This is a genomic window from Pseudomonas sp. MHK4 (genome assembly GCF_054600775.1).
Genome location: NZ_BAAIAK010000007.1, coordinates 93,201 through 112,444, shown reverse-complemented (window position 1 = coordinate 112,444; position 19,244 = coordinate 93,201). Strand labels below are relative to the sequence as shown.

Below are 19,244 nucleotides of genomic sequence, written 5' to 3'. Positions count from 1 at the left end.
CTGAAAAAGGATGAATTCAATGCGCAAGATGATTCTGCAATTGGGCACCGCCCTGGCCCTGAGTCTGCTGGCCGTCAACGTGATGGCGGCGGTATCGGCCGAGGAAGCCAACAAGCTCGGTACCAGCCTTACGCCGCTGGGCGCCGAGAAGGCCGGCAATGCCGCCGGAACGATTCCAGCGTGGACCGGCGGCATTCCCAAGAATGCAGGGGCGGTGGACAGCAAGGGTTTTTTGGCCGATCCGTTCGCCAATGAAAAACCCTTGTTCATCATCACCGCCGCAACGGTCGACCAGTACAAGGACAAGCTGTCCGATGGCCAGGTCGCGATGTTCAAACGCTACCCCGAGACCTACAAAATACCGGTCTATCCGAGCCATCGCACAGCGGCGCTGCCGCCCGAGGTTTACGAGGCGGCCAAGCGCAGCGCACTGAATGTTACACCGACCAACGACGGCAACGGCCTGGCCAATTTCACCGGCAATCGCTACTACGCCTTTCCGATTCCGAAGAACGGGGTCGAGGTGATCTGGAACCACATCACCCGTTATCACGGCGGTAACCTGCGTCGCACCATCACCCAGGCAACACCCCAGTCCAATGGCGATTTCACGGTCATCCGCTTCAAGGACGAAGTGGCGGTGCCATCGCTGCTGGGTGACTTGAAGCCAGGCAGCGATGAAAACGTCCTCAACTATTTCAAGCAGGAAGTCACCGCGCCGGCTCGCCTGGCGGGCAACGTGCTGCTGGTTCACGAAACCCTCGACCAGGTCCAGGAACCTCGCAAGGCCTGGATCTACAACGCCGGTCAGCGCCGCGTGCGCCGGGCACCGCAAGTGGCCTATGACGGCGTGGGCACTTCGTCCGACGGGTTGCGTACCACCGACAACTTCGACATGTTTTCCGGAGCGCCGGATCGCTATGACTGGAAGCTGATCGGCAAGAAGGAAATGTACATCCCCTACAACAGCTACAAGCTGGACTCGCCCGACCTCAAGTACACGGATGTGATCAAGGCCGGGCACATCAATCAGGACCTGACCCGCTATGAGCTGCATCGGGTCTGGGAGGTCGTCGCCACGGTCAAGCCCAACGAGCGGCATGTGTATGCCAAGCGCCACATGTACATCGACGAAGACACCTGGCAGGTGGCCCTGGCCGATCATTACGACGGTCGTGGCCAGCTCTGGCGAGTAGCCGAAGGGCACGCGCAGTTCTACTACGATCATCAAGTCCCGGCCTACACGGTCGAAGCGCTGTACGACCTGATTGCCGGGCGTTACATCGCCCTGGGAATGAAGAACGAGGAGAAACGCAGCTTCGAATTCAACATCGCTGCCAAAGCGGGGGACTACACGCCTGCAGCGCTGCGGAGTACAGGCGTGAGGTAAATTTCCTACAGGGTTTACACAAAAAGGTGACTTTGCGGTCACCTTTTTTATAGGGCTCGATAAGTGTGTTGAATACTTCTTCAACAAGCGCTCAACAGAGGGCTAGGGTGGCGCCACAAAAATAAAAAGGCGCACCACTATGACTGCCATGACGACGAGTCTGGACCGTCCTGGACACCTGCCCCGATTGTCTCCCCATCACCTGTATCGCGCGCGTCTGGTCGAGCCGTTGCTGGCCTCGACGGCACGGGTGAAATTGCTCTGTGCGCCGGCCGGCAGTGGCAAGAGTGCGCTGCTCGTCGAGTGCATGCTCAATGCACCTGCAACCTGCCAGGTCCGCTGGCTGCCAATGGCCGGTGAGGCGCTCAGCGTGGATGGCTTTTGCCAGCGCCTGGCGCAAACGCTGGGACTGGCAACGTCGGACGAGTCGCAATTGTTGGAGTACCTGGCGCGATTGCCGACAGCGACCTGGCTGTTTATCGATGACTACTGCCGTGTTCCTCACCCCGAGCTGGACCTGTTGCTCGACCGGTTGCTGGCCGGCAGCAGCCCGATGCTCACCTGGTGGCTTAACGGGCGGCGACGTCCGCAATGCAATTGGCCACGACTACTGCTGGGTGATGAACTGTACGATGGCGAACGCGCTGCCCTGGCGTTCAATCAGGATGAAATCGAGAAACTGTTGCATCACCTGGAACCGGCCCTGGCAGCGAAAGCTGCCGAGAGAATTTTCCGCGACAGTGGTGGCTGGTGCGCCGGGGTTCGGATAGCGTTGCTGCAAAAATGCGACTGGACCGGCCACGACACGCCCAACGGTCGACCGGATACCCTGCACGACTATCTGGAGCATGAGCTCTTCGCCCATCTGGCGCCGGAACTTGCCGAGGCCTGGCGGGTGCTGGCGCAGTTGCCACGCTTCAACGCCCGGCTCAGCGATCACCTGTTCGGCGCCGGCGAGGGCGCGCAATACTTGAGTGCGTTGCAGGCGCTGGGTTGTTTCATCGAACCCTGGCGGGACTCGACAGACTGGTGGCAGGTTTTCGCGCCCCTGAGCCGGTTGATGCGTGATGAGCAATGGCCGGCCGGCCGCTTCTGGCATCGTCGTGCCTGTCAGTGGTTCGTTGCCGAGCAGGACTGGAAGGCCGCGTTCGAACAGGCCTTGCTGGCACAGGAGTTCGAGGTCGCCGTCAGCCTGTTGCAGCATTTCGGTTTCGAGCAGTTGTTTGAAGAGCAGACCGTGGTACTGCTGCTGCGCTTGCACGAGCAACGAGGCGAGGAACTGATGTTCGGTTCGCCGCAACTGGTCGGGTTGATCACTGCGGCCTTGTTGTTCGCCGGGCGCTTTGAGGAGGCGGCCGAGTGTATCGAGCAATTGTCCCGATTCACGCCCCAGCCGTCGGCGTTCCTCGAACGGCAATTGATCGCACGCTGGCAGGCTCAACAAGGTTGGCTGCTGCATTTGCAGGGGCGCATGGACGCTTCAAGGGTGCACTTTCTCGAGGCGCTCGACGAGCTCGCCGCGCAGTGTTGGCCTGCACGGCTGATGTGCCTGTCCGGTTTGACCCAACAGGCCTTGCTGCGGGGCGAACTTGACGTCGCACAGGCGCTCAATCGCGAAGCGTTGTGCCTCGCCCGGGCACAAGGATCACTGGTATTGGAAGGGTTGCTGGAACTCGATCACGCGCAATTGCTCGAGCAGCGGGGAGCGTCCGGCAGGGCCGATGAGTTGCTCGGCCACATGCACAGTCTGCTCTGCCGGCAGCATGCGAATGCCGAGCCCTTGCTGGGACGGATCGCCCTGCGTCGTGGCCGCTTGAACTTGAGCCTGGGCCGGGAGCAGCAGGCGGCCACGTACTTCGAGAGCGGCCTGCAGCTCTGCTTGCGCAGCCAGGACAAACGTGCGCTGTATGGTTTTCTGGGGCTGGCCCAGCTGGCGGCCAATCGGCTGGATTACGCCCAGGCTTTCGACCTGCTGCGCGACGCCGAACGGTTGATGCAGCAACGGCGGATTCCCGAGACGGTGTATCGCGGAGTCTTGCTGCACACCAGCATCCATTTCTGGCTGCAACAAGGCCGACCGCAACTGGCGCACCAGGCCCTGACCCGGGTGCTGCGTCACTATCACGGCCCCTGTGCACGCCAGGCCCCGCCGGCCACGCTGGAGCTGATCGAGGGTCTGGAATTTCTGCTGGTCCTGACCGAGGTTTACCTGGGGCAGGCACAAACGCCTCTGGAGCGACTTGAAGCCCAACTGCAACGGGCCAGGCAGCGGGGGATGACGGCCCTGCAAGGGCAATTGCATCTGGCGCTGGCGGAAGTCGCCTGGCTTGAAGGCGATCCTGATGGTGCCCGGCAAGCACTGGCGCAAGGACTGGCACTGGTCGAGCGGTGCAACCTGCAACAGGCTTTGCGCGATTTGCAGTTGCGCCAGGCGCAGCTACCGCAAGCCATTGGGCTGACCGGGTCGCGCGATGATCCCCAGGCACCGAGTGCAGCCCAAAACCAGTTGAGCCAGCGTGAAATACAGGTGCTGAGGTTAGTGGCGCAGGGCAACTCCAATCAACAGATTGCCGATCTGTTGTTCATTTCCTTGCATACGGTCAAGACCCACGCGCGACGCATCAACGGCAAGTTGGGTGTGGAGCGCAGGACGCAAGCCGTGGCCAAGGCGAAAGAATTGGGCATTATCATTTGAAGTCCGTCTAGCCGATGACAGTCGACGGTTCATAGCCCATCCGCCAGCTCACGGCCCGGGTTGCCGCCAGCAAACGCTGGGCTGCCGGGCCGTTTTCGTCGGCATGAAACAACGAGGTCGGGCCGACGATGGTAATCACGGCCGCCACCTGCCCGACTGCGTTGAACACCGGTGCCGACAGTGCATCGACGCCGGGCATCAGCAAACCATGCACATGGTGCAAGCCGCGGTCGCGGATCTGCCCGCAGAGCGATTCGTAGGCCTGATCATCGCCGAGGGAATGAGCGTTGGCGGATTGCAGTTCCTGCTCGCGCAACTCGACGGTTTCGCGCTTGGGCAGGTAGGCGCCGAAGACCAGGCCGGTCGATGAACTGAGCAGCGGCAATACCGAGCCCAGTTGGGTCACCACCGTCACCGCGCGCACCGCCGGCTCGATATGCACCACGGTCGCGCCCTGATTGCCCCACACCGCGACAAAGCAGGTTTCGTTCAAGTCGTCGCGCAACTCGGCCAACGGCAGGGCGGCGACTTTCAGCACGTCCATACTGTTGAGTGCCGCCAACCCGACTCGCAAGGCTTCGCGGCCCAGCCCGTAATGGTTGGTCGCGGCATTCTGTTCGGCGAAACCACTGGCGATCAGCGCCTGCAAATAGCGGTGGACCTTGCTCGCCGGCATTTGCACGTGCTCGGCCAGGCGCGACAACGAGGTCGAGGGCGACAGCTCGGCCAATGCCTTGAGGATGTCGGTACCCACCTCGGCGGAGCGGACTTTCTGTTTACCGTTGCTTTCAGGCTTTTCCATGGAGGGGATCCCGGGACGAATGGGCGTCTTTATAGCTTGACGGTCAATACCAATCAAATTACGTTATGCGTAATCAGATTACGATAAAAATAACCCAGGCGTGCCATGATCGCTGTCATAGCGTGAAGGGCCATTGCCGACTCCCTGTTCAGGAGGCTCCATGAACTCCGATTCAACGACGCCAGCACTGGCCTATCAGTCAGGCTTCGGCAACGAATTCAGCAGTGAGGCGTTGCCCGGTGCACTGCCCATCGGCCAGAACTCCCCGCAAAAAGCGCCGTACGGTCTCTACACCGAACTGTTCTCCGGCACTGCCTTCACCATGGCCCGCAGCGAAGCGCGGCGGACCTGGATGTATCGCATTCAGCCTTCGGCCAATCACCCGGCATTCGTCAAGCTCGATCGGCAACTGGCCGGCGGCCCGTTGGGTGACGTGACGCCCAATCGCCTGCGCTGGAACGCGCTGGATATGCCCGCCGAGCCGACCGATTTCATTGACGGCCTGGTGAGCATGGCAGCCAACGCCGGCGCGGATAAACCGGCGGGGATCAGCATCTACCAGTACCGCGCCAACCGTTCCATGGAGCGCGTGTTCTTCAACGCCGACGGTGAACTGCTGCTGGTGCCGCAACAGGGCCGTCTGCGCATCGCCACCGAACTGGGCGTGTTGGAAGTGCAGCCCCTGGAAATTGCCGTATTGCCTCGCGGGCTGAAATTTCGTGTCGAACTGCTCGACCCGCAAGCGCGCGGCTACATCGCCGAGAACCACGCTGCACCATTGCGCCTGCCGGACCTGGGGCCGATCGGCAGCAACGGCCTGGCTAATCCGCGGGACTTCCTGACCCCGGTGGCGGCCTACGAAAATCTGCAACAACCCACGACCCTGGTGCAGAAGTTCCTCGGCCAGTTGTGGGGCTGCGAGCTCAATCACTCTCCGTTGAACGTGGTCGCCTGGCACGGCAACAACGTGCCGTACAAATATGACCTGCGCCGTTTCAACACCATCGGCACGGTCAGCTTCGATCACCCGGACCCGTCGATCTTCACGGTTCTGACCTCGCCGACCAGCGTCCACGGCTTGGCCAACCTCGACTTCGTGATCTTTCCGCCACGCTGGATGGTGGCCGAGAACACCTTCCGTCCACCGTGGTTCCACCGCAACCTGATGAACGAATTCATGGGCCTGATCCAGGGCGAGTACGATGCCAAGGCCGAAGGTTTCGTGCCCGGCGGCGCGTCGCTGCACAGCTGCATGAGCGCTCACGGGCCTGACGGCGAAACTTGTACCAAAGCGGTCAACGCTGAGCTTACGCCTGCGAAAATCGACAACACCATGGCCTTCATGTTCGAGACCAGCCAGGTGTTGCGTCCGAGCCGCTATGCCCTCGATTGCCCGGAACTGCAAACCAACTACGATGCTTGCTGGGCCACGCTGCCCGCCACTTTCGACCCGACCCGGAGATAACCCATGACGCAAACTTCCAATACTCGCAGCTGGGTTGCTTCGGCCAACGATCATGCGGATTTCCCGCTGCAGAACCTGCCGCTGGGCGTGTTCAGCGTGAAGGGTTCGGCGCCGCGCAGTGGCGTGGCCATCGGCGACCATATCTTCGATCTGCAGGCGGCACTCGAGGCCGGCCTGTTCGAGGGCGCTGCAAAAGCCGCCGTCGAAGCCACCCGTGGCGGCCAGCTGAATGCGTTCTTCGAACTGGGCCGCGAGGCTCGCGTGGCCTTGCGTGAACGCTTGGTCGAACTGCTCAAGGACGGCAGCACCCTGCACGGCAAGATCGAAGCCCAGGGCGCAAAACTGCTGCCACTGGCCGCGGATTGCGAAATGCACCTGCCGGCGAAAATCAACGACTACACCGACTTCTACGTCGGCATCGAGCACGCCCAGAACGTCGGCAAGCTGTTCCGTCCGGACAATCCGTTGCTGCCGAACTACAAGTACGTGCCCATCGGCTACCACGGTCGCGCCTCGACCATTCGCCCGTCGGGCACCGACGTTCGCCGTCCGAAAGGCCAGACGCTGCCCGCTGGCCAGATCGAGCCGACCTTTGGCCCGTGCGCACGCCTGGACTATGAACTGGAGCTGGGCATCTGGATCGGCCAGGGCAACGACATGGGCGACTCCATCGCCATTGGTGACGCCGCCGATCACATCGCCGGATTCTGCCTGCTCAACGACTGGTCGGCGCGCGACATCCAGGCCTGGGAATACCAGCCGCTGGGGCCGTTCCTGTCGAAGAGCTTCATCACCAGCATTTCGCCGTGGGTCGTGACCGCCGAAGCGCTGGAGCCGTTCCGCCGCGCCCAACCAACACGCCCGGAAGGCGATCCGCAGCCGCTGCCGTACTTGTTCGACAAGCGCGATCAAGCCGCCGGCGCGTTTGACATCGAGCTGGAAGTGCTCCTGCTGACCGAAACCATGCGCGAACAGAACCTGCCTGCCCATCGCCTGACCCTGAGCAACTCGAAACACATGTACTGGACCGTGGCGCAAATGGTCGCGCACCACAGCGTCAACGGCTGCCAGTTGCAGGCCGGCGACCTGTTCGGTTCGGGCACCTTGTCCGGGCCGGAAAATGGTCAGTTCGGCAGTTTGCTGGAGATCACCGAGGGCGGTAAGAAGCCCATCGAGCTGGCCTCGGGCGAGGTGCGCAAGTTCCTTGAAGACGGCGACGAAATCATCTTGCGCGGCCGTTGCAGTCGCGAAGGTTTTGCCTCCATCGGCTTCGGTGAATGCCGCGGCACAGTCGTGTCGGCGCGTTAAGAGGATCGGGTCATGCAGCTCTATACCTACTACCGCTCGACCTCGTCCTATCGGGTGCGGATTGCGTTGGCGTTGAAGGGCCTGGATTACCAGGCGCTGCCGGTCAACCTGATCGCGCCGCCAGGTGGCGAGCATCGGCAGCCGCCGTATCTGGCCGTCAACCCGCAAGGTCGAGTGCCGGCCTTGCGCACCGATGAGGGCGACCTGCTGATCCAGTCACCAGCGATCATCGAATACCTGGAGGAGCGTTATCCACAGGTGCCGCTGCTGTCCAAAAACCTTGCTTGCCGCGCCCATGAGCGTGGGGTGGCGGCGGTGATCGGCTGCGATGTGCATCCGCTGCACAACGTCAGCGTGCTCAACCGTCTGCGCCAGTTGGGTCACGATGAACCGCAGGTGGTGGAGTGGATCGGGCACTGGATCAGCCAAGGCCTGGCGTCTGTGGAACGGTTGCTGGGTGATGAGGGTTATTGCTTCGGCCCTGAGCCAGGTCTGGCCGATGTCTACCTCATCCCGCAGCTGTACGCGGCTGAGCGGTTCAACATTTCCCTTGACGCGTATCCTCGGATTCGTCGAGTGGCGGCGTTGGCGGCGGCACATCCGGCGTTCATCAAGGCGCATCCGGCGAACCAGCCTGATACGCCTTGATAAAAAACAGGATCAAAAGATCGCAGCCTGCGGCAGCTCCTACAAAGGCTGCGATCTTTTGCTTTTAATGAACAATGGAATTGGGCGGTAGATGCCCGAGCCGCTCAGTCAGGCGAATCCTCTGGATCGGATCGTCGCTGAGCAGCAGGGCATGTTCCAGGTCAAAACGCTCGGCATTCGGGCAATCCAGGCGTTGGTAGAGGCTGGCGCGGGCCAGGTAGTCGGAGGCGCTGGCGTTGCCCAGTTCCAGCACGCGTTCGGCGTCGATCAGCGCGCCAATGAAATCGTCGTGGGAAAGATGCAGCTGGCGCAAATTGCGTGACAGGCGCTGGAGCATTTGCGTGGGGTCGGCGGTGACCAGGTGCTCAGCGTTGAGTTTCATGTTCGGGCCGTACTGGCGGTGCAGCAGTTCCCGGCAATCGTTGGGGTAGAGGCGCCGCCCGCCGCAGGGGTCGAGCAGATGGTCGGCGCCCGGCACCCGCAGCAGGAAATGCCCCGGGAAGTTGACACCAACCAGAGGAATCTCCAGGCCTCGGGCCAGTTCCAAAGCAATCAGCCCTAGGGCCAGTGGTTGCCCGCGGCGACGTTCCAGGACTTTATCGAGCAATGCCACTTGCGGTCGCAAGGGGGCGAAGTCGTCCTGGGCGAACCCCAACTCGACCATGCGCCTGAGCAAGGGTTGCGCCAACTCGCTCACCGGCAGCATCGGCAAGCCGCCACTGATTCGCTGTTGCAGCTCCTTGAACTGCGCCAGCACCGACTCGGGGTTCACCTGGTCGTCATGTTCGACGGCAATCCACAGCGCCGCCTCGAACAGCGCAGGCGGTGATCGTTGCAGGCAGGCGAAAAACGATTGGCGCGGCGTCATCACAATCTCCGGGCTATGCCTCGTTTTAGACCGGTCTTTGCCATCCGTCCAGTACCGCACAGGCGCAATCGCGGTTATTACCTAAAGCTTTCACGGCGCCTTCGCTTATTCCGGTGCGCTTCTGCAATTTTTGGGCGCAAGCCTATACTGGCGACTACAAGAAGTGATTCGGGAGCCTTACGATGTTCGCTCTCATGCAAAGCACTCGCCTTGAATCGCTGCATCTGAGCGTCGACCCGGCCACCGGGTTGAAGGCGGTGATTGCCATTCATAACAGCCGTCTGGGGCCTGCCCTGGGTGGTTGTCGTTACCTTGCCTATCCCAGCGACGAGTCGGCGGTCGAGGATGCGGTGCGCCTTGCCCAAGGCATGAGCTACAAGGCGGCCTTGGCCGGACTGGCCCAGGGCGGCGGCGTGGCGGTGATTATTCGCCCCGTCCACGTGGCCAATCGCGGTGCACTGTTCGAAGCCTTCGGGCGTTGTATCAATCAACTCGACGGGCGCTACATCACCGCCATCGACAGCGGCACCTCAGTGGCGGACATGGATTGCATCGCCCAACAGACCCAGCACGTCACCAGCACCACGTCGGCGGGCGACCCCGCTCCTCACGCGGCGATGGGCGTGTTTACCGGTATTCGCGCCACCGCGATGGCCCGCTTGGGCAGCGACAACCTCGAAGGCTTGCGAGTCGCTATTCAAGGCCTGGGCAACGTCGGCTTTGCCCTGGCCGAACAGTTGCACGCCGCCGGGGCCGAACTGTTGGTCAGCGACATCGACCACGGCAAGGTCCAACTGGCGATGGAGCAGCTCGGCGCGCACCCGATTGCCAACGATGCATTGCTCAGCACGCCTTGCGACATTCTCGCACCCTGTGGTCTGGGTGGGGTGCTGAACAGCCATAGCGTGACGCAACTGCGCTGCTCGGCAGTGGCCGGTTCGGCGAACAACCAGCTGACCCATCTGGACGTTGCCGATCAGTTGGAACGACGGGGCATCCTGTATGCGCCGGATTATGTGATCAATGCCGGCGGGTTGATCTATGTTTCGCTCAAGCATCGTGGCGAAGAGTTGGGGACCATCACCGCGCATTTGTCGAAAATAAGCTCGAGACTCACGGAAGTCTTCGCCCATGCCCAGGCGGAAAAACGCTCACCTGCCCGAGTGGCGGATGAGCTGGCGGAGAAAGTGTTGTATCGATAATGAAGATCAAAAGATCGCAGCCTGCGGCAGCTCCAACAAAGGCTGCGATCTTTTGATTTTTACGACGTTGACTTCGCTGCTTTTGCAGCCTTGGCGGGCTTGGCCGGGGCAACCGGTTCAGCGCTTGTCTCTTCAGCGGCAGGCGGTTCAACCGGCTGCGCTACTTCTGCCGGCGCAGTGAGCAGCTCGGACAATGCGTCCGGCTGGCTCTTGAACGCCTTGGCGAATACATCGCGGTTCTTCGCCATGTAGATCCCTGCTTCTTCCACTTGCTGTTCGGTCAGGGACGGAACGGCTTTTTGCAACACTTCAGCCAGCAACTCGGCCAGCTCGAGCATTTTGTCATGACGATCAGCTTCGGCTTTATCCATGAACAAGCGCTCCAGATCTCGGCTGCTGCGGTATACCACTTCGACGGCCATTCACCACCTCACATGCCTTCACATTTGTCAGTCTGATTCGACTACTGTATCTATATACAGCAAAGGATAAGCGAATCCCTGGAGTTTGGGTAGTGGCTTTTTAATGTAGGCCGGTTTCCGGATTTGTCAGGCTTCTGGCCGCTGGTAAAAGAAAGGTAGCTGCGACCAAACGTCACGGAGCGTAGTTAACAGCGACTCGCCATCATGGTCGTGGCCTTGTTTCTGCATGCAGAACAACCGTCACGTCCAACCTGCATTATCCGGTCGAGCCGACCTAAGGAAGCATCATCGTGAAAATCAACTGGGCCGAAAAGCTGCGGCAGAACGTGCATGAACTGGCCGAGTCGCTGGGCAACCTGTTCGTCGAGACCTTCCACTACCTGGCGCTGTTTGCCATTGGTGCAGTGACCGCGTGGGCCGCGGTGATGGAGTTTCTCGGCATGCTCGAGCAGGGGCATATCAAGATCGATGACATCCTGCTGCTGTTCATCTACCTGGAACTGGGTGCGATGGTCGGGATTTACTTCAAGACCAACCACATGCCGGTGCGTTTCCTGATCTACGTGGCGATCACCGCGCTCACCCGTCTGCTGATTTCCAACGTGTCCCATCACAATCCACCCGACCTGGGGATCATTTACCTGTGCGGCGGGATCCTGCTGCTGGCGTTTGCGATCCTCGTGGTGCGATACGCCTCCTCGCAATTTCCGTCGGTGAAGATCGAGCACCCGCACCGTAAGATCGGTGCGGGGTCGGGTGAGCATCCGGAAGTGGAGAAGGGTGAGCTTTAAAGCCTGATGGCCGGGCGCGGCCGGTTTTTCGCAGGGGGTGGCGGCAGGCTGCGCGCGCTGCCATCGGTCATGGCTTCGAGAATGGCCACCGCGCTGTGGCCCTGTTCGATGGCGATGCCGAACTGAATGCTCTGCACCAGGCGTTTGAGGCGTTGGGGATCGTTGCGTTGCTCGGCACTGATCATGCGTTTTGCTACTACGCGGCCACTGTTGGAGAGGGTCAGCATGATGCTGCCGTCCAGACCCTGAATGCTCAGGTTGATCTGATAATCCGCTGCAAAGGCATCGGTAATGAGCTGAAAAGGGTTGTCCATGATGCGTCACCGCTTGATTGAACGTGCAGTTGTTGACCGGCCGTGATCGGGTTGGTTCGCAACGCCGGACCATCGGCCATTTCTCGTCAAATCGCCATCATTGTTCCAAGCGGGATGTAGCAAGGGCCATGCCGGAAGGATTGTCAGACAGGAAACGCGGGTATAAACAAGGCGGGCACCGTGGCCCGCCGTGTTTTTGCCTGCCCGTTTCAGGGCATTGATCGCCTGCGTGCCACCAAACCGGTCAGCATTCCACCCAGTTCACCGCCAGGCCGCCACGGGATGTCTCTTTGTACTTGTCGTGCATGTCGGCGCCGGTGTCGCGCATGGTGCGGATTACCCGATCCAGGGAAATGAAGTGTTTGCCATCGCCGCGCAGGGCCATCTGCGTGGCGTTGATGGCCTTGACCGCAGCAATCGCGTTGCGCTCGATGCATGGCACTTGCACCAGCCCGCCGACCGGGTCGCAGGTCAGCCCGAGGTTGTGTTCCAGGCCGATCTCGGCGGCGTTTTCCAATTGCTCCGGCGTGGCGCCGAGTACTTCTGCCAGGCCAGCGGCAGCCATGGCGCAGGCTGAGCCGACCTCGCCCTGGCAGCCGACTTCGGCGCCGGAGATCGAAGCGTTTTTCTTGCAAAGAATGCCGACGGCGGCAGCGCCCAAAAAGAACGCCACGACGTCATCGTCCGACGCATCAGGGTTGAACTTCATGTAGTAGTGCAGGACTGCCGGAATGATCCCCGCTGCGCCGTTGGTCGGGGCCGTGACCATGCGCCCGCCGGCCGCGTTTTCTTCGTTCACGGCAAGGGCGAACAGGTTCACCCATTCCATGGCCGACAGGGTCGAAGTGATGACGTTCGGCTTGCCGATTTCCAACAGGCTACGATGCAGTTTCGCCGCGCGTCGGGGCACATTCAGCCCTCCAGGGAGGATGCCTTCGTGCTCCAGCCCTTGCTCGACGCACTCGCGCATCACCGACCAGATATGCAGCAAGCCTTGGCGTATTTCTTCGTCGCTGCGCCAGGCCCGTTCGTTGGCCATCATCAATTCGCCAACCCGCAGACCGTGCTGGTTGCAGAGCTTGAGCAATTCGGCGGCACTGGAAAAATCGTATGGCAGCACCACATCACTGGTCGGTGCCACACCGGATTCGGCTTCTGCCGCCTCGATGATGAAACCGCCGCCGATCGAGTAGTACGTTTGCTCGAACAGTTCGCCCGTCTCGCCGAACGCGGTCAGGGACATGGCATTGGGATGGTAGGGCAGGCTCTCGTCGAGCAGCAGCAGATCGCGGGACCAGTTGAACGCAATAGTCGCCCGACCCGCCAGGGACAGCGCGCCGGTTTCCCGCAGGGTGTGGATGCGGCTGTCGATGGTGGTGGGATCGATACGGTCCGGCCATTCGCCCATCAGGCCCATCACGCAGGCGCGGTCGGTGGCGTGACCGACGCCTGTCGCCGACAAGGAGCCGAAGAGGCGAATCTCCACTCGCCGTACATCGCTCAGAAGAGCCTGGTCGACCAGCGCCTGGGCGAAGGTCGCCGCGGCGCGCATCGGACCGACGGTGTGGGAACTGGACGGGCCGATGCCGACTTTGAAGAGATCGAAAACACTGATAGCCATGCTAAAGCCTATTCCTGTAATGGAGGATGAATCGCTGCCATTTCTGTAGGACAAGCGCAATTTAGGCGATACTGCCTGCCTCGGTACTACGTGACCAACGAAACTTCCTAAGAGAGCCTTTAGCAGGACTAAACGATGAGCCGTCAATTACACGCCCAGACTTATGTCTGGCTGCAGGTGTTTTCCTGTGCCGCGCGGCACCTGTCATTCACCCGTTGCGCCGAAGAACTGCACATCACGCCGGGGGCGGTCAGCCAGCAGATTCGGCAGCTGGAGGAGCGCCTGGGCTTTCGCCTGTTTCACCGACGAGCCCGGGGCGTGGAGCTGAGCGCCGAAGGTCAACGATTGGCCATTACCGTCAACGAGGCCTACGGCAGCATCGATGCGGAATTGCGCCGGCTCGACGCCGGCATGATCAGCGGCACGCTGCGGGTGCGTTCGATTCCTTCCTTCCTGAGCAAATGGCTGACGCCGCGCCTGCCGCGCTTGCAGCAGCGGTTTCCGGACATACAGTTGCGTCTGGTGGCCGAAGACAGCAGCGTGCCGTTGCACGAAGGCGATTTTGACCTGGCCATCGACCTCAACGACGGCAGCTATCCGGGCCTGTTATCCACAGCCTTGCTCGACGAGCAGATTTTCCCGGTCTGTGCCCCTGGCCTGTTGCGCGGTCGTCCGCCGCTGCACGGTCCGGCGGACCTGATGCATTTTCCGTTGCTGCACGACATCACTGCCTGGCGCGGCAGCTACGAATACGCGGAATGGGAGTTTTATCTGGATGCCATCGGCTTCGAAGGCGCGGATGTGCGGCGCGGGCATACCTTCAATCGCAATCACCTGACCATTGAAGCGGCCATTGCCGGGATGGGCGTGGCGATCGCCCGGCGTACGCTGCTCAATGATGAGTTGGAGCGGGGCGCATTGATCGTGCCGTTCGGCCTGGCGGTGCCCAATCACAAGCGTTACATGGTGCTCTACGCACCGGGGGCGCTGAGCCATCCGGGGGTACGTGCGGTGCATGACTGGCTGGTGGAGGAAGCGGGGATTTTTCGCACCCTGCACCCGCTGACGGAGCAGCAGATGTGAGAATTTGTGACGAAGGAGCGGGGCGACCCAACTCCCGACCTTAACAGCGCTTTTACCGGTTGTCCGGCTTTTTTTGCGAATAGATATTTATCTTTTTTTAGGGGTTGAATTGTTCATCGTACAGACCGATTGTGTAACCAAGAGGTCACGGTGATGACGCCCAAGGGCTTAGCTGACCGGCCTCTCGCGAGCTAGCTGAAATAAGGGATGAACTATGCAAATCCAAGTCAATAGCGATAACCATATTCAAGGCAGTAAACGACTGGAGGAGTGGGTACGTACTACCATTGAGAGCACGCTCGAACGCTACGAAGAGGACCTGACACGCGTCGAGGTTCACCTGCGGGACGAGAACGGCGACAAGCCCGGTCCCCACGATATGCGCTGCCAACTGGAAGCGCGGCCAAAAGGCCACCAACCGATTTCTGTCACCCATAAAGCCGCCAGCCTGGAACTGGCGATCGACGGAGCCGCCGAGAAACTCGAGCATGCGCTGGAACACCTGTTCGGCAAACTGCGAGGCAAACCACGCGCCGCTGTGGTGCCGTTCGAGCCCAGGGCTCGCGCTGATGTGCTCCTGGAAGAAGAGTTTCTTGAAAACGAACAGGCTGCGCAAAACGCCTGACGCCTGATTCACTTTTTACCTTCCCACAGAAAACGGGCCTGCATTGCAGGCCCGTTTTGCTTTTTGTGCTTGCTTGAACCTGATCTCATCCAACAGCTTTGCGTATGAGAATATTTATCATTAATATTGCGCCTTGCTGGCCCCATGACGATCATGGGGCCTCACCCGGTTTCAAGGTCGCGACATGAAAGCCAAAATTCACCCCGTTTCCTATCGACTGGCGGTCGCTTCGCGGGTGCTGGCGGCCGTGTTTGGCGGCTATCTGGTGACAACGTTGGCCGGTGTGTGCCTGACGTTATGGGCGCCCATGGCCCGCACCGAAGCGGTAGTGACCGGGATGATGAGCTCGTTCGTGGTCTATCTGCTGGCAGTGATCTGGTGTTTTGCCTGTCGCACAGCATGGCGCGCCTGGTTCGGGTTGAGCGTGACTGGCCTGGTATTAGCGGCGGCAGCGGGGCTGGCGTACTGGATGGAGCGGTCATGAAAGAGGGCTTTCGCCAGGCCATGGCCTGGCTGCACACCTGGGCCGGTCTGACCTTTGGCTGGTTGCTGTTTGCGATTTTCCTGACCGGCACGCTTGCCTATTTCAAGGACGAGACCAATCACTGGATGCAGCCGGAAATCCCTGCCCGGACAGTGTCCACCGAAGCCAGTCTGGCCACGGCCCAGGCCTGGCTTCAACAGCACGCCCCGGGCGCCGCGCGCTGGATCATCGATTTGCCGGGTGCCCGTGATCCGCGCCTGTCGGTGCGCTGGCAGCAGACGCCGGCCAAGCCTGGTGAACGCGGGCAACTCACGGAAAAACTCCTCGATCCGCAAACCGGCAACGAAGTGCAGGGCCGAGACACCCGGGGCGGCGAGTTCTTCTACCGCTTCCATTTTCAACTGCAAATGCCTTATCCGTGGGGTCGCTGGTTGTCGACCCTCGCGGCCATGGTGATGTTCGTCGCGCTGATCAGCGGCATCATCACCCACAAGAAAATCTTCAAGGACTTCTTCACCTTCCGTCCGCGCAAGGGCCAGCGTTCCTGGCTCGACGGGCATAACGCGGTGGGCGTGCTGGTGTTGCCGTTCCACCTGATGATCACCTACAGCAGCCTGGTGATTTTCATGGCGATGGTGATGCCGGCGAGCATCTTCGCCGCGTACAAGGGCGATGCCCAGGCGTTTTACAGCGAACTGTTTCCGGCTGCCAATACGCCACCAACCGCCGGCAAACCTGCGCCACTGGTGGCGTTGGCACCCTTGCTGGACCAGGCTCGCGAGCAGTGGGCGGGCGGTCGGGCCGCGCGCGTGACGGTGAGCAATCCTGGCGATGCGAATGCTTCGGTGATCCTGGCCCGGGAAAGTGCGGACCGGGTGATCTATGACTATGGCAGCGCCATGACCTTCAATGGCGTGACCGGTCAACTGCTCGACTCGACACCGCCACGCACGCTGCCCATGGCGATTGCCGGCAGTTTCTATGGTTTGCACATGGGGCATTTCGCGGGCCCACTGTTGCGCTGGTTGTATTTCATCTGCGCACTGGCGGGCACGGCGATGATCGGCACCGGGCTGGTGATCTGGCTCGGCAAGCGCCAGCTCAAGCATGCCAGGAACGGTGTGATGCCATTCGAATTGCGCCTGGTAGAGGTCCTTAACATAACCAGCATGTCGGGGTTGCTGGTGGCTGTTGCAGTGTTCTTCTGGGCCAACCGATTGCTGCCGGTCGGCATGGCCGGGCGTGCGGATTGGGAGGTCAACAGCTTCTTTATCGTGTGGGGCTTGAGCCTGCTGCATGCCCTGGTTCGCCGAGGTCGCGCCGCCTGGGTTGAGCAATTGACGCTGGCAGCATCGCTGTTTGCCGCGGTGCCGTTGCTCAACGCCTTGACCACGCCTTATCACCTGGGCGTCACGCTCGCAGCGGGCGATTGGGCCATGGCCGGTTTCGATCTGGCGTGCCTGGCCAGCGGCCTGCTCCTCGGTTGGGCCGCCTGGAAAATGCAGCGCGCAGGGCGGGCACAAGTCCGTGGGCAGCAACGCACTCGATCGACCCATCTTGAGCAAGAGGCGAATTGAATGTTGCTGGTCTCGTTGCTCTGTTATGCCGGGTTCACGGCACTGTGTCTGTCCATGGATCGGCACCATGCCGACGTGCTGGGGCGCAAACCGTCGCACCGCTTACGCCTGGGATTGAAGCTGGCTGGCGGGTTGTTGCTGACGTTGTCGCTCTGGACCACGGTGTCGGGCACAGGCGGGGCGTTGGGGCTGGTGGAGTGGTTTGCAGTGCTGATGCTCAGTGCCTTGCTCCTGGTGTTGTTGCTGCCGTATCGTCCGCGCCTGGCGTTGGCGCTGGCCGGACTGAGCCTGTTGGTTAGCCCGATTGCCGCCTTGGCGCAGTACTGAATCGATGACTGCCCCCGAATCTCGCGAGATCGAGCACGCCGAACCACGCGGCGACCGTGCGTATTTTCTCCAGGTGTTTCTCTCCCAGCGTTCGCAAATGGAAGCGCTGGTGAGCCGTCGCGTCGGTTGTCGGGCGACAGCGGCGGACCTGGTGCAAGACTTGTTCGTACGTTTCTGGCGCCGGCCCCTGGTGCAGGTTGAAGAACTCAGTACTTACCTGTTGCGCTGCGCCGGCAACATAGCCATCGACCATTTGCGCAGTGAAGGCACGCGGGTGCGGGCCAACGAAGGCTTGATGGCGGAACTGGCGGACAGCGTGGGCGGCGAGCCGCAAGCGGCGCTGGAGGCGGGTAACGATCTGCGCCACGTCGAAGCGGCATTGCGCGCGTTACCCGAGCGCACGCGGCAGATCTTCCTGCTCAACCGCATCCATGGCCGCAAGTATGCCGAGATCGCCAGGGCCATGGGCCTGTCCCAAAGTGCCGTGGAAAAACATATGATGCGCGCGCTCGAGGCCTGCAAGGCCAGCCTGCGGGAGCCCGACCCGTGCACGCCAGGGAAAGCACAGTGAATAGCATCGAACGCGTCATGCCGACGCCCGCTCAGGAACAGCAAGCGCTGGCCTGGCTGAGTCTGTTGCACGATCAGCCCAGCAGCGGTGACCAGGCCACGTTCAGCCAGTGGTTGCAGGCCGACCCGGCCCATGCCGAGGCGTATGCCCGTGCGCAAGTACTGTGGGAGTTGAGCGAAGTGCCGGCGCGCACGCTTGCCGATGAGGACGCGCTGGCCTTGCAGGGCTACCTCAACGCCATGCATCGCTCACGCCGCAGCAACGTTCGGCGTTGGTCGGGTGCGCTGGCCATGGCGGCTTGCCTGCTGCTGATGATCAGCCTCGGCACTGGTTGGCAGCCCGCGCGCTGGATCGACGACCTGGGCGCCGATTATGTCTCGGCACCGGGGCAAATCCGCACCGTGACCCTGGCCGACCAATCGCAAGTTACGCTCGATGCCGACAGTGCGATTGCGGTGGATTTCAGCCGTGGCGAGCGGCATGTGCAGGTGCGTCGCGGCGCCGGATTTTTCAGCGTGACCCATACCGGCGAGCCCTTTGTGGTCGACGCCGAGAAGGGCCAGGCGCGGGTGCTTGGCACCCAGTTCGAGGTGCGCCTGTTACCCCATGGGGCGCAGGTGACGGTGTTGTCGGGTCGGGTTGGCGTGACGGCGGGCAGGAACGCGGATCAGCAGATCCTGACGGCCGGCCAGCAAGTAGCCTATGGCGAAGGTTCGGCGCAAAAGCTCCATGCGGTGGACAGTGAAGCTCAGTTGGCGTGGCGCCAGGGGTGGCTCAATTACTACAAGGCGACGCTGGCCGATGTGGTTGAGGATCTGCAGCGGTATTACCCCGGGCGGATCGTGTTGCTCAATGATGAGTTGGCCAAACGCAGGGTCAGTGGCAGCTTTGCGAGCAAAAATCCGCAGGCAGTGCTGAGTTCGTTGCAGGGAGTATTGGGGTTTGAGCAGCATCAGGTTCTGGATCATCTGATTATTTTGCGTTGAGGCAACCGGCGCCTTCGCTGGCAAGCCAGCTCCTACAGGTTGAACGCGATCCCCTGTAGGAGCTG

Annotated in this window: 18 protein-coding genes and 1 pseudogene; 14 read left to right on the top strand and 5 right to left on the bottom strand. The window is 61.3% G+C overall.

Annotated elements, in window-relative coordinates:
- The first annotated feature begins 19 nt into the window (after window positions 1-19).
- Both ACYP2Q_RS18790 and ACYP2Q_RS18785 read left to right on the top strand, forming a co-directional pair.
- Window positions 20-1,390, top strand: coding sequence for a DUF1329 domain-containing protein (locus ACYP2Q_RS18790; protein WP_459731918.1), 1,371 nt, complete (start codon window positions 20-22; stop codon window positions 1,388-1,390).
- A 139-nt stretch (window positions 1,391-1,529) separates the two neighbouring features.
- Window positions 1,530-4,085, top strand: a complete 2,556-nt coding sequence (locus tag ACYP2Q_RS18785; protein ID WP_459731917.1) for a LuxR C-terminal-related transcriptional regulator — start codon at window positions 1,530-1,532, stop codon at window positions 4,083-4,085.
- A 7-nt stretch (window positions 4,086-4,092) separates the two neighbouring features.
- Here the strand turns inward: ACYP2Q_RS18785 and ACYP2Q_RS18780 are convergent, their stop codons facing one another.
- On the bottom strand, window positions 4,093-4,887 hold the full coding sequence (locus ACYP2Q_RS18780) for an IclR family transcriptional regulator (protein ID WP_459731916.1): 795 nt from the start codon (window positions 4,885-4,887) through the stop codon (window positions 4,093-4,095).
- 160 nt (window positions 4,888-5,047) lie between these two features.
- Here ACYP2Q_RS18780 and hmgA point away from each other — a divergent pair, with 160 nt between their 5' ends.
- From hmgA to maiA, 3 genes are read left to right on the top strand one after another with little or no spacing between them, the layout of a single operon-like run.
- A complete protein-coding gene (hmgA, locus tag ACYP2Q_RS18775; RefSeq protein WP_459731915.1) occupies window positions 5,048-6,352 on the top strand; it encodes a homogentisate 1,2-dioxygenase in 1,305 nt (434 codons plus the stop codon).
- Between the two features lie 3 nt (window positions 6,353-6,355).
- Window positions 6,356-7,660 (top strand): fumarylacetoacetase, encoded by a 1,305-nt coding sequence (fahA, locus tag ACYP2Q_RS18770; protein WP_459731914.1) that lies wholly within the window; start codon window positions 6,356-6,358, stop codon window positions 7,658-7,660.
- Between the two features lie 12 nt (window positions 7,661-7,672).
- Window positions 7,673-8,308, top strand: a complete 636-nt coding sequence (gene maiA, locus ACYP2Q_RS18765; protein WP_459731913.1) for a maleylacetoacetate isomerase — start codon at window positions 7,673-7,675, stop codon at window positions 8,306-8,308.
- A gap of 64 nt (window positions 8,309-8,372) precedes the next feature.
- Here the strand turns inward: maiA and ACYP2Q_RS18760 are convergent, their stop codons facing one another.
- Window positions 8,373-9,176, bottom strand: coding sequence for a SirB1 family protein (locus ACYP2Q_RS18760; RefSeq protein ID WP_459731912.1), 804 nt, complete (start codon window positions 9,174-9,176; stop codon window positions 8,373-8,375).
- 182 nt (window positions 9,177-9,358) lie between these two features.
- Between ACYP2Q_RS18760 and ACYP2Q_RS18755 the strand changes: the two genes are divergently transcribed.
- On the top strand, window positions 9,359-10,378 hold the full coding sequence (locus ACYP2Q_RS18755; protein WP_459731911.1) for a Glu/Leu/Phe/Val dehydrogenase family protein: 1,020 nt from the start codon (window positions 9,359-9,361) through the stop codon (window positions 10,376-10,378).
- A 182-nt stretch (window positions 10,379-10,560) separates the two neighbouring features.
- Here the strand turns inward: ACYP2Q_RS18755 and ACYP2Q_RS18750 are convergent.
- Window positions 10,561-10,800: pseudogene (locus ACYP2Q_RS18750) on the bottom strand (YebG family protein); the annotation flags it as partial.
- Between the two features lie 290 nt (window positions 10,801-11,090).
- On the opposite strand from ACYP2Q_RS18750, the gene ACYP2Q_RS18745 reads away from it, so the two are divergent.
- Window positions 11,091-11,591 (top strand): phosphate-starvation-inducible protein PsiE, encoded by a 501-nt coding sequence (locus tag ACYP2Q_RS18745; protein WP_180205751.1) that lies wholly within the window; start codon window positions 11,091-11,093, stop codon window positions 11,589-11,591.
- On the opposite strand, the gene ACYP2Q_RS18740 is transcribed toward ACYP2Q_RS18745, so the two are convergent.
- Both ACYP2Q_RS18740 and ACYP2Q_RS18735 read right to left on the bottom strand, forming a co-directional pair.
- Entirely contained in the window at window positions 11,588-11,905 is a 318-nt protein-coding gene (locus ACYP2Q_RS18740; protein ID WP_459731910.1) for a DUF3509 domain-containing protein, read from the bottom strand. The two genes, ACYP2Q_RS18745 and ACYP2Q_RS18740, sit on opposite strands and share 4 nt — an antisense overlap.
- 244 nt (window positions 11,906-12,149) lie before the next feature.
- Window positions 12,150-13,526 (bottom strand): L-serine ammonia-lyase, encoded by a 1,377-nt coding sequence (locus tag ACYP2Q_RS18735; RefSeq protein ID WP_459731909.1) that lies wholly within the window; start codon window positions 13,524-13,526, stop codon window positions 12,150-12,152.
- A 135-nt stretch (window positions 13,527-13,661) separates the two neighbouring features.
- Between ACYP2Q_RS18735 and ACYP2Q_RS18730 the strand changes: the two genes are divergently transcribed.
- The 7 genes from ACYP2Q_RS18730 to ACYP2Q_RS18700 all read left to right on the top strand — a co-directional run bounded on the left by ACYP2Q_RS18730 (window position 13,662) and on the right by ACYP2Q_RS18700 (window position 19,179).
- Window positions 13,662-14,609 (top strand): LysR substrate-binding domain-containing protein, encoded by a 948-nt coding sequence (locus tag ACYP2Q_RS18730; protein ID WP_459731908.1) that lies wholly within the window; start codon window positions 13,662-13,664, stop codon window positions 14,607-14,609.
- A 214-nt stretch (window positions 14,610-14,823) separates the two neighbouring features.
- Window positions 14,824-15,234: an HPF/RaiA family ribosome-associated protein gene (locus ACYP2Q_RS18725; RefSeq protein ID WP_274073962.1), complete on the top strand. Its 411-nt coding sequence runs from the start codon at window positions 14,824-14,826 to the stop codon at window positions 15,232-15,234.
- 184 nt (window positions 15,235-15,418) lie between these two features.
- The gene (locus tag ACYP2Q_RS18720; RefSeq protein WP_459731907.1) at window positions 15,419-15,718 is read left to right on the top strand and encodes a DUF3649 domain-containing protein; all 300 of its coding nucleotides are present in this window, start codon (window positions 15,419-15,421) and stop codon (window positions 15,716-15,718) included.
- On the top strand, window positions 15,715-17,295 hold the full coding sequence (locus ACYP2Q_RS18715; protein ID WP_459731906.1) for a PepSY-associated TM helix domain-containing protein: 1,581 nt from the start codon (window positions 15,715-15,717) through the stop codon (window positions 17,293-17,295). The genes ACYP2Q_RS18720 and ACYP2Q_RS18715 overlap by 4 nt, the downstream gene beginning before the upstream one ends.
- Window positions 17,296-17,622, top strand: coding sequence for a DUF3325 domain-containing protein (locus tag ACYP2Q_RS18710; RefSeq protein WP_459731905.1), 327 nt, complete (start codon window positions 17,296-17,298; stop codon window positions 17,620-17,622).
- A 4-nt stretch (window positions 17,623-17,626) separates the two neighbouring features.
- A complete protein-coding gene (locus ACYP2Q_RS18705; RefSeq protein ID WP_459731904.1) occupies window positions 17,627-18,193 on the top strand; it encodes an RNA polymerase sigma factor in 567 nt (188 codons plus the stop codon).
- Window positions 18,190-19,179 carry a FecR family protein gene (locus ACYP2Q_RS18700; RefSeq protein ID WP_459731903.1) on the top strand — a complete coding sequence of 330 codons (990 nt, stop codon included), beginning with the start codon at window positions 18,190-18,192 and terminating at the stop codon, window positions 19,177-19,179. Before ACYP2Q_RS18705 ends, ACYP2Q_RS18700 begins: the two co-directional genes overlap by 4 nt.
- The last annotated feature ends 65 nt before the right edge of the window (window positions 19,180-19,244 follow it).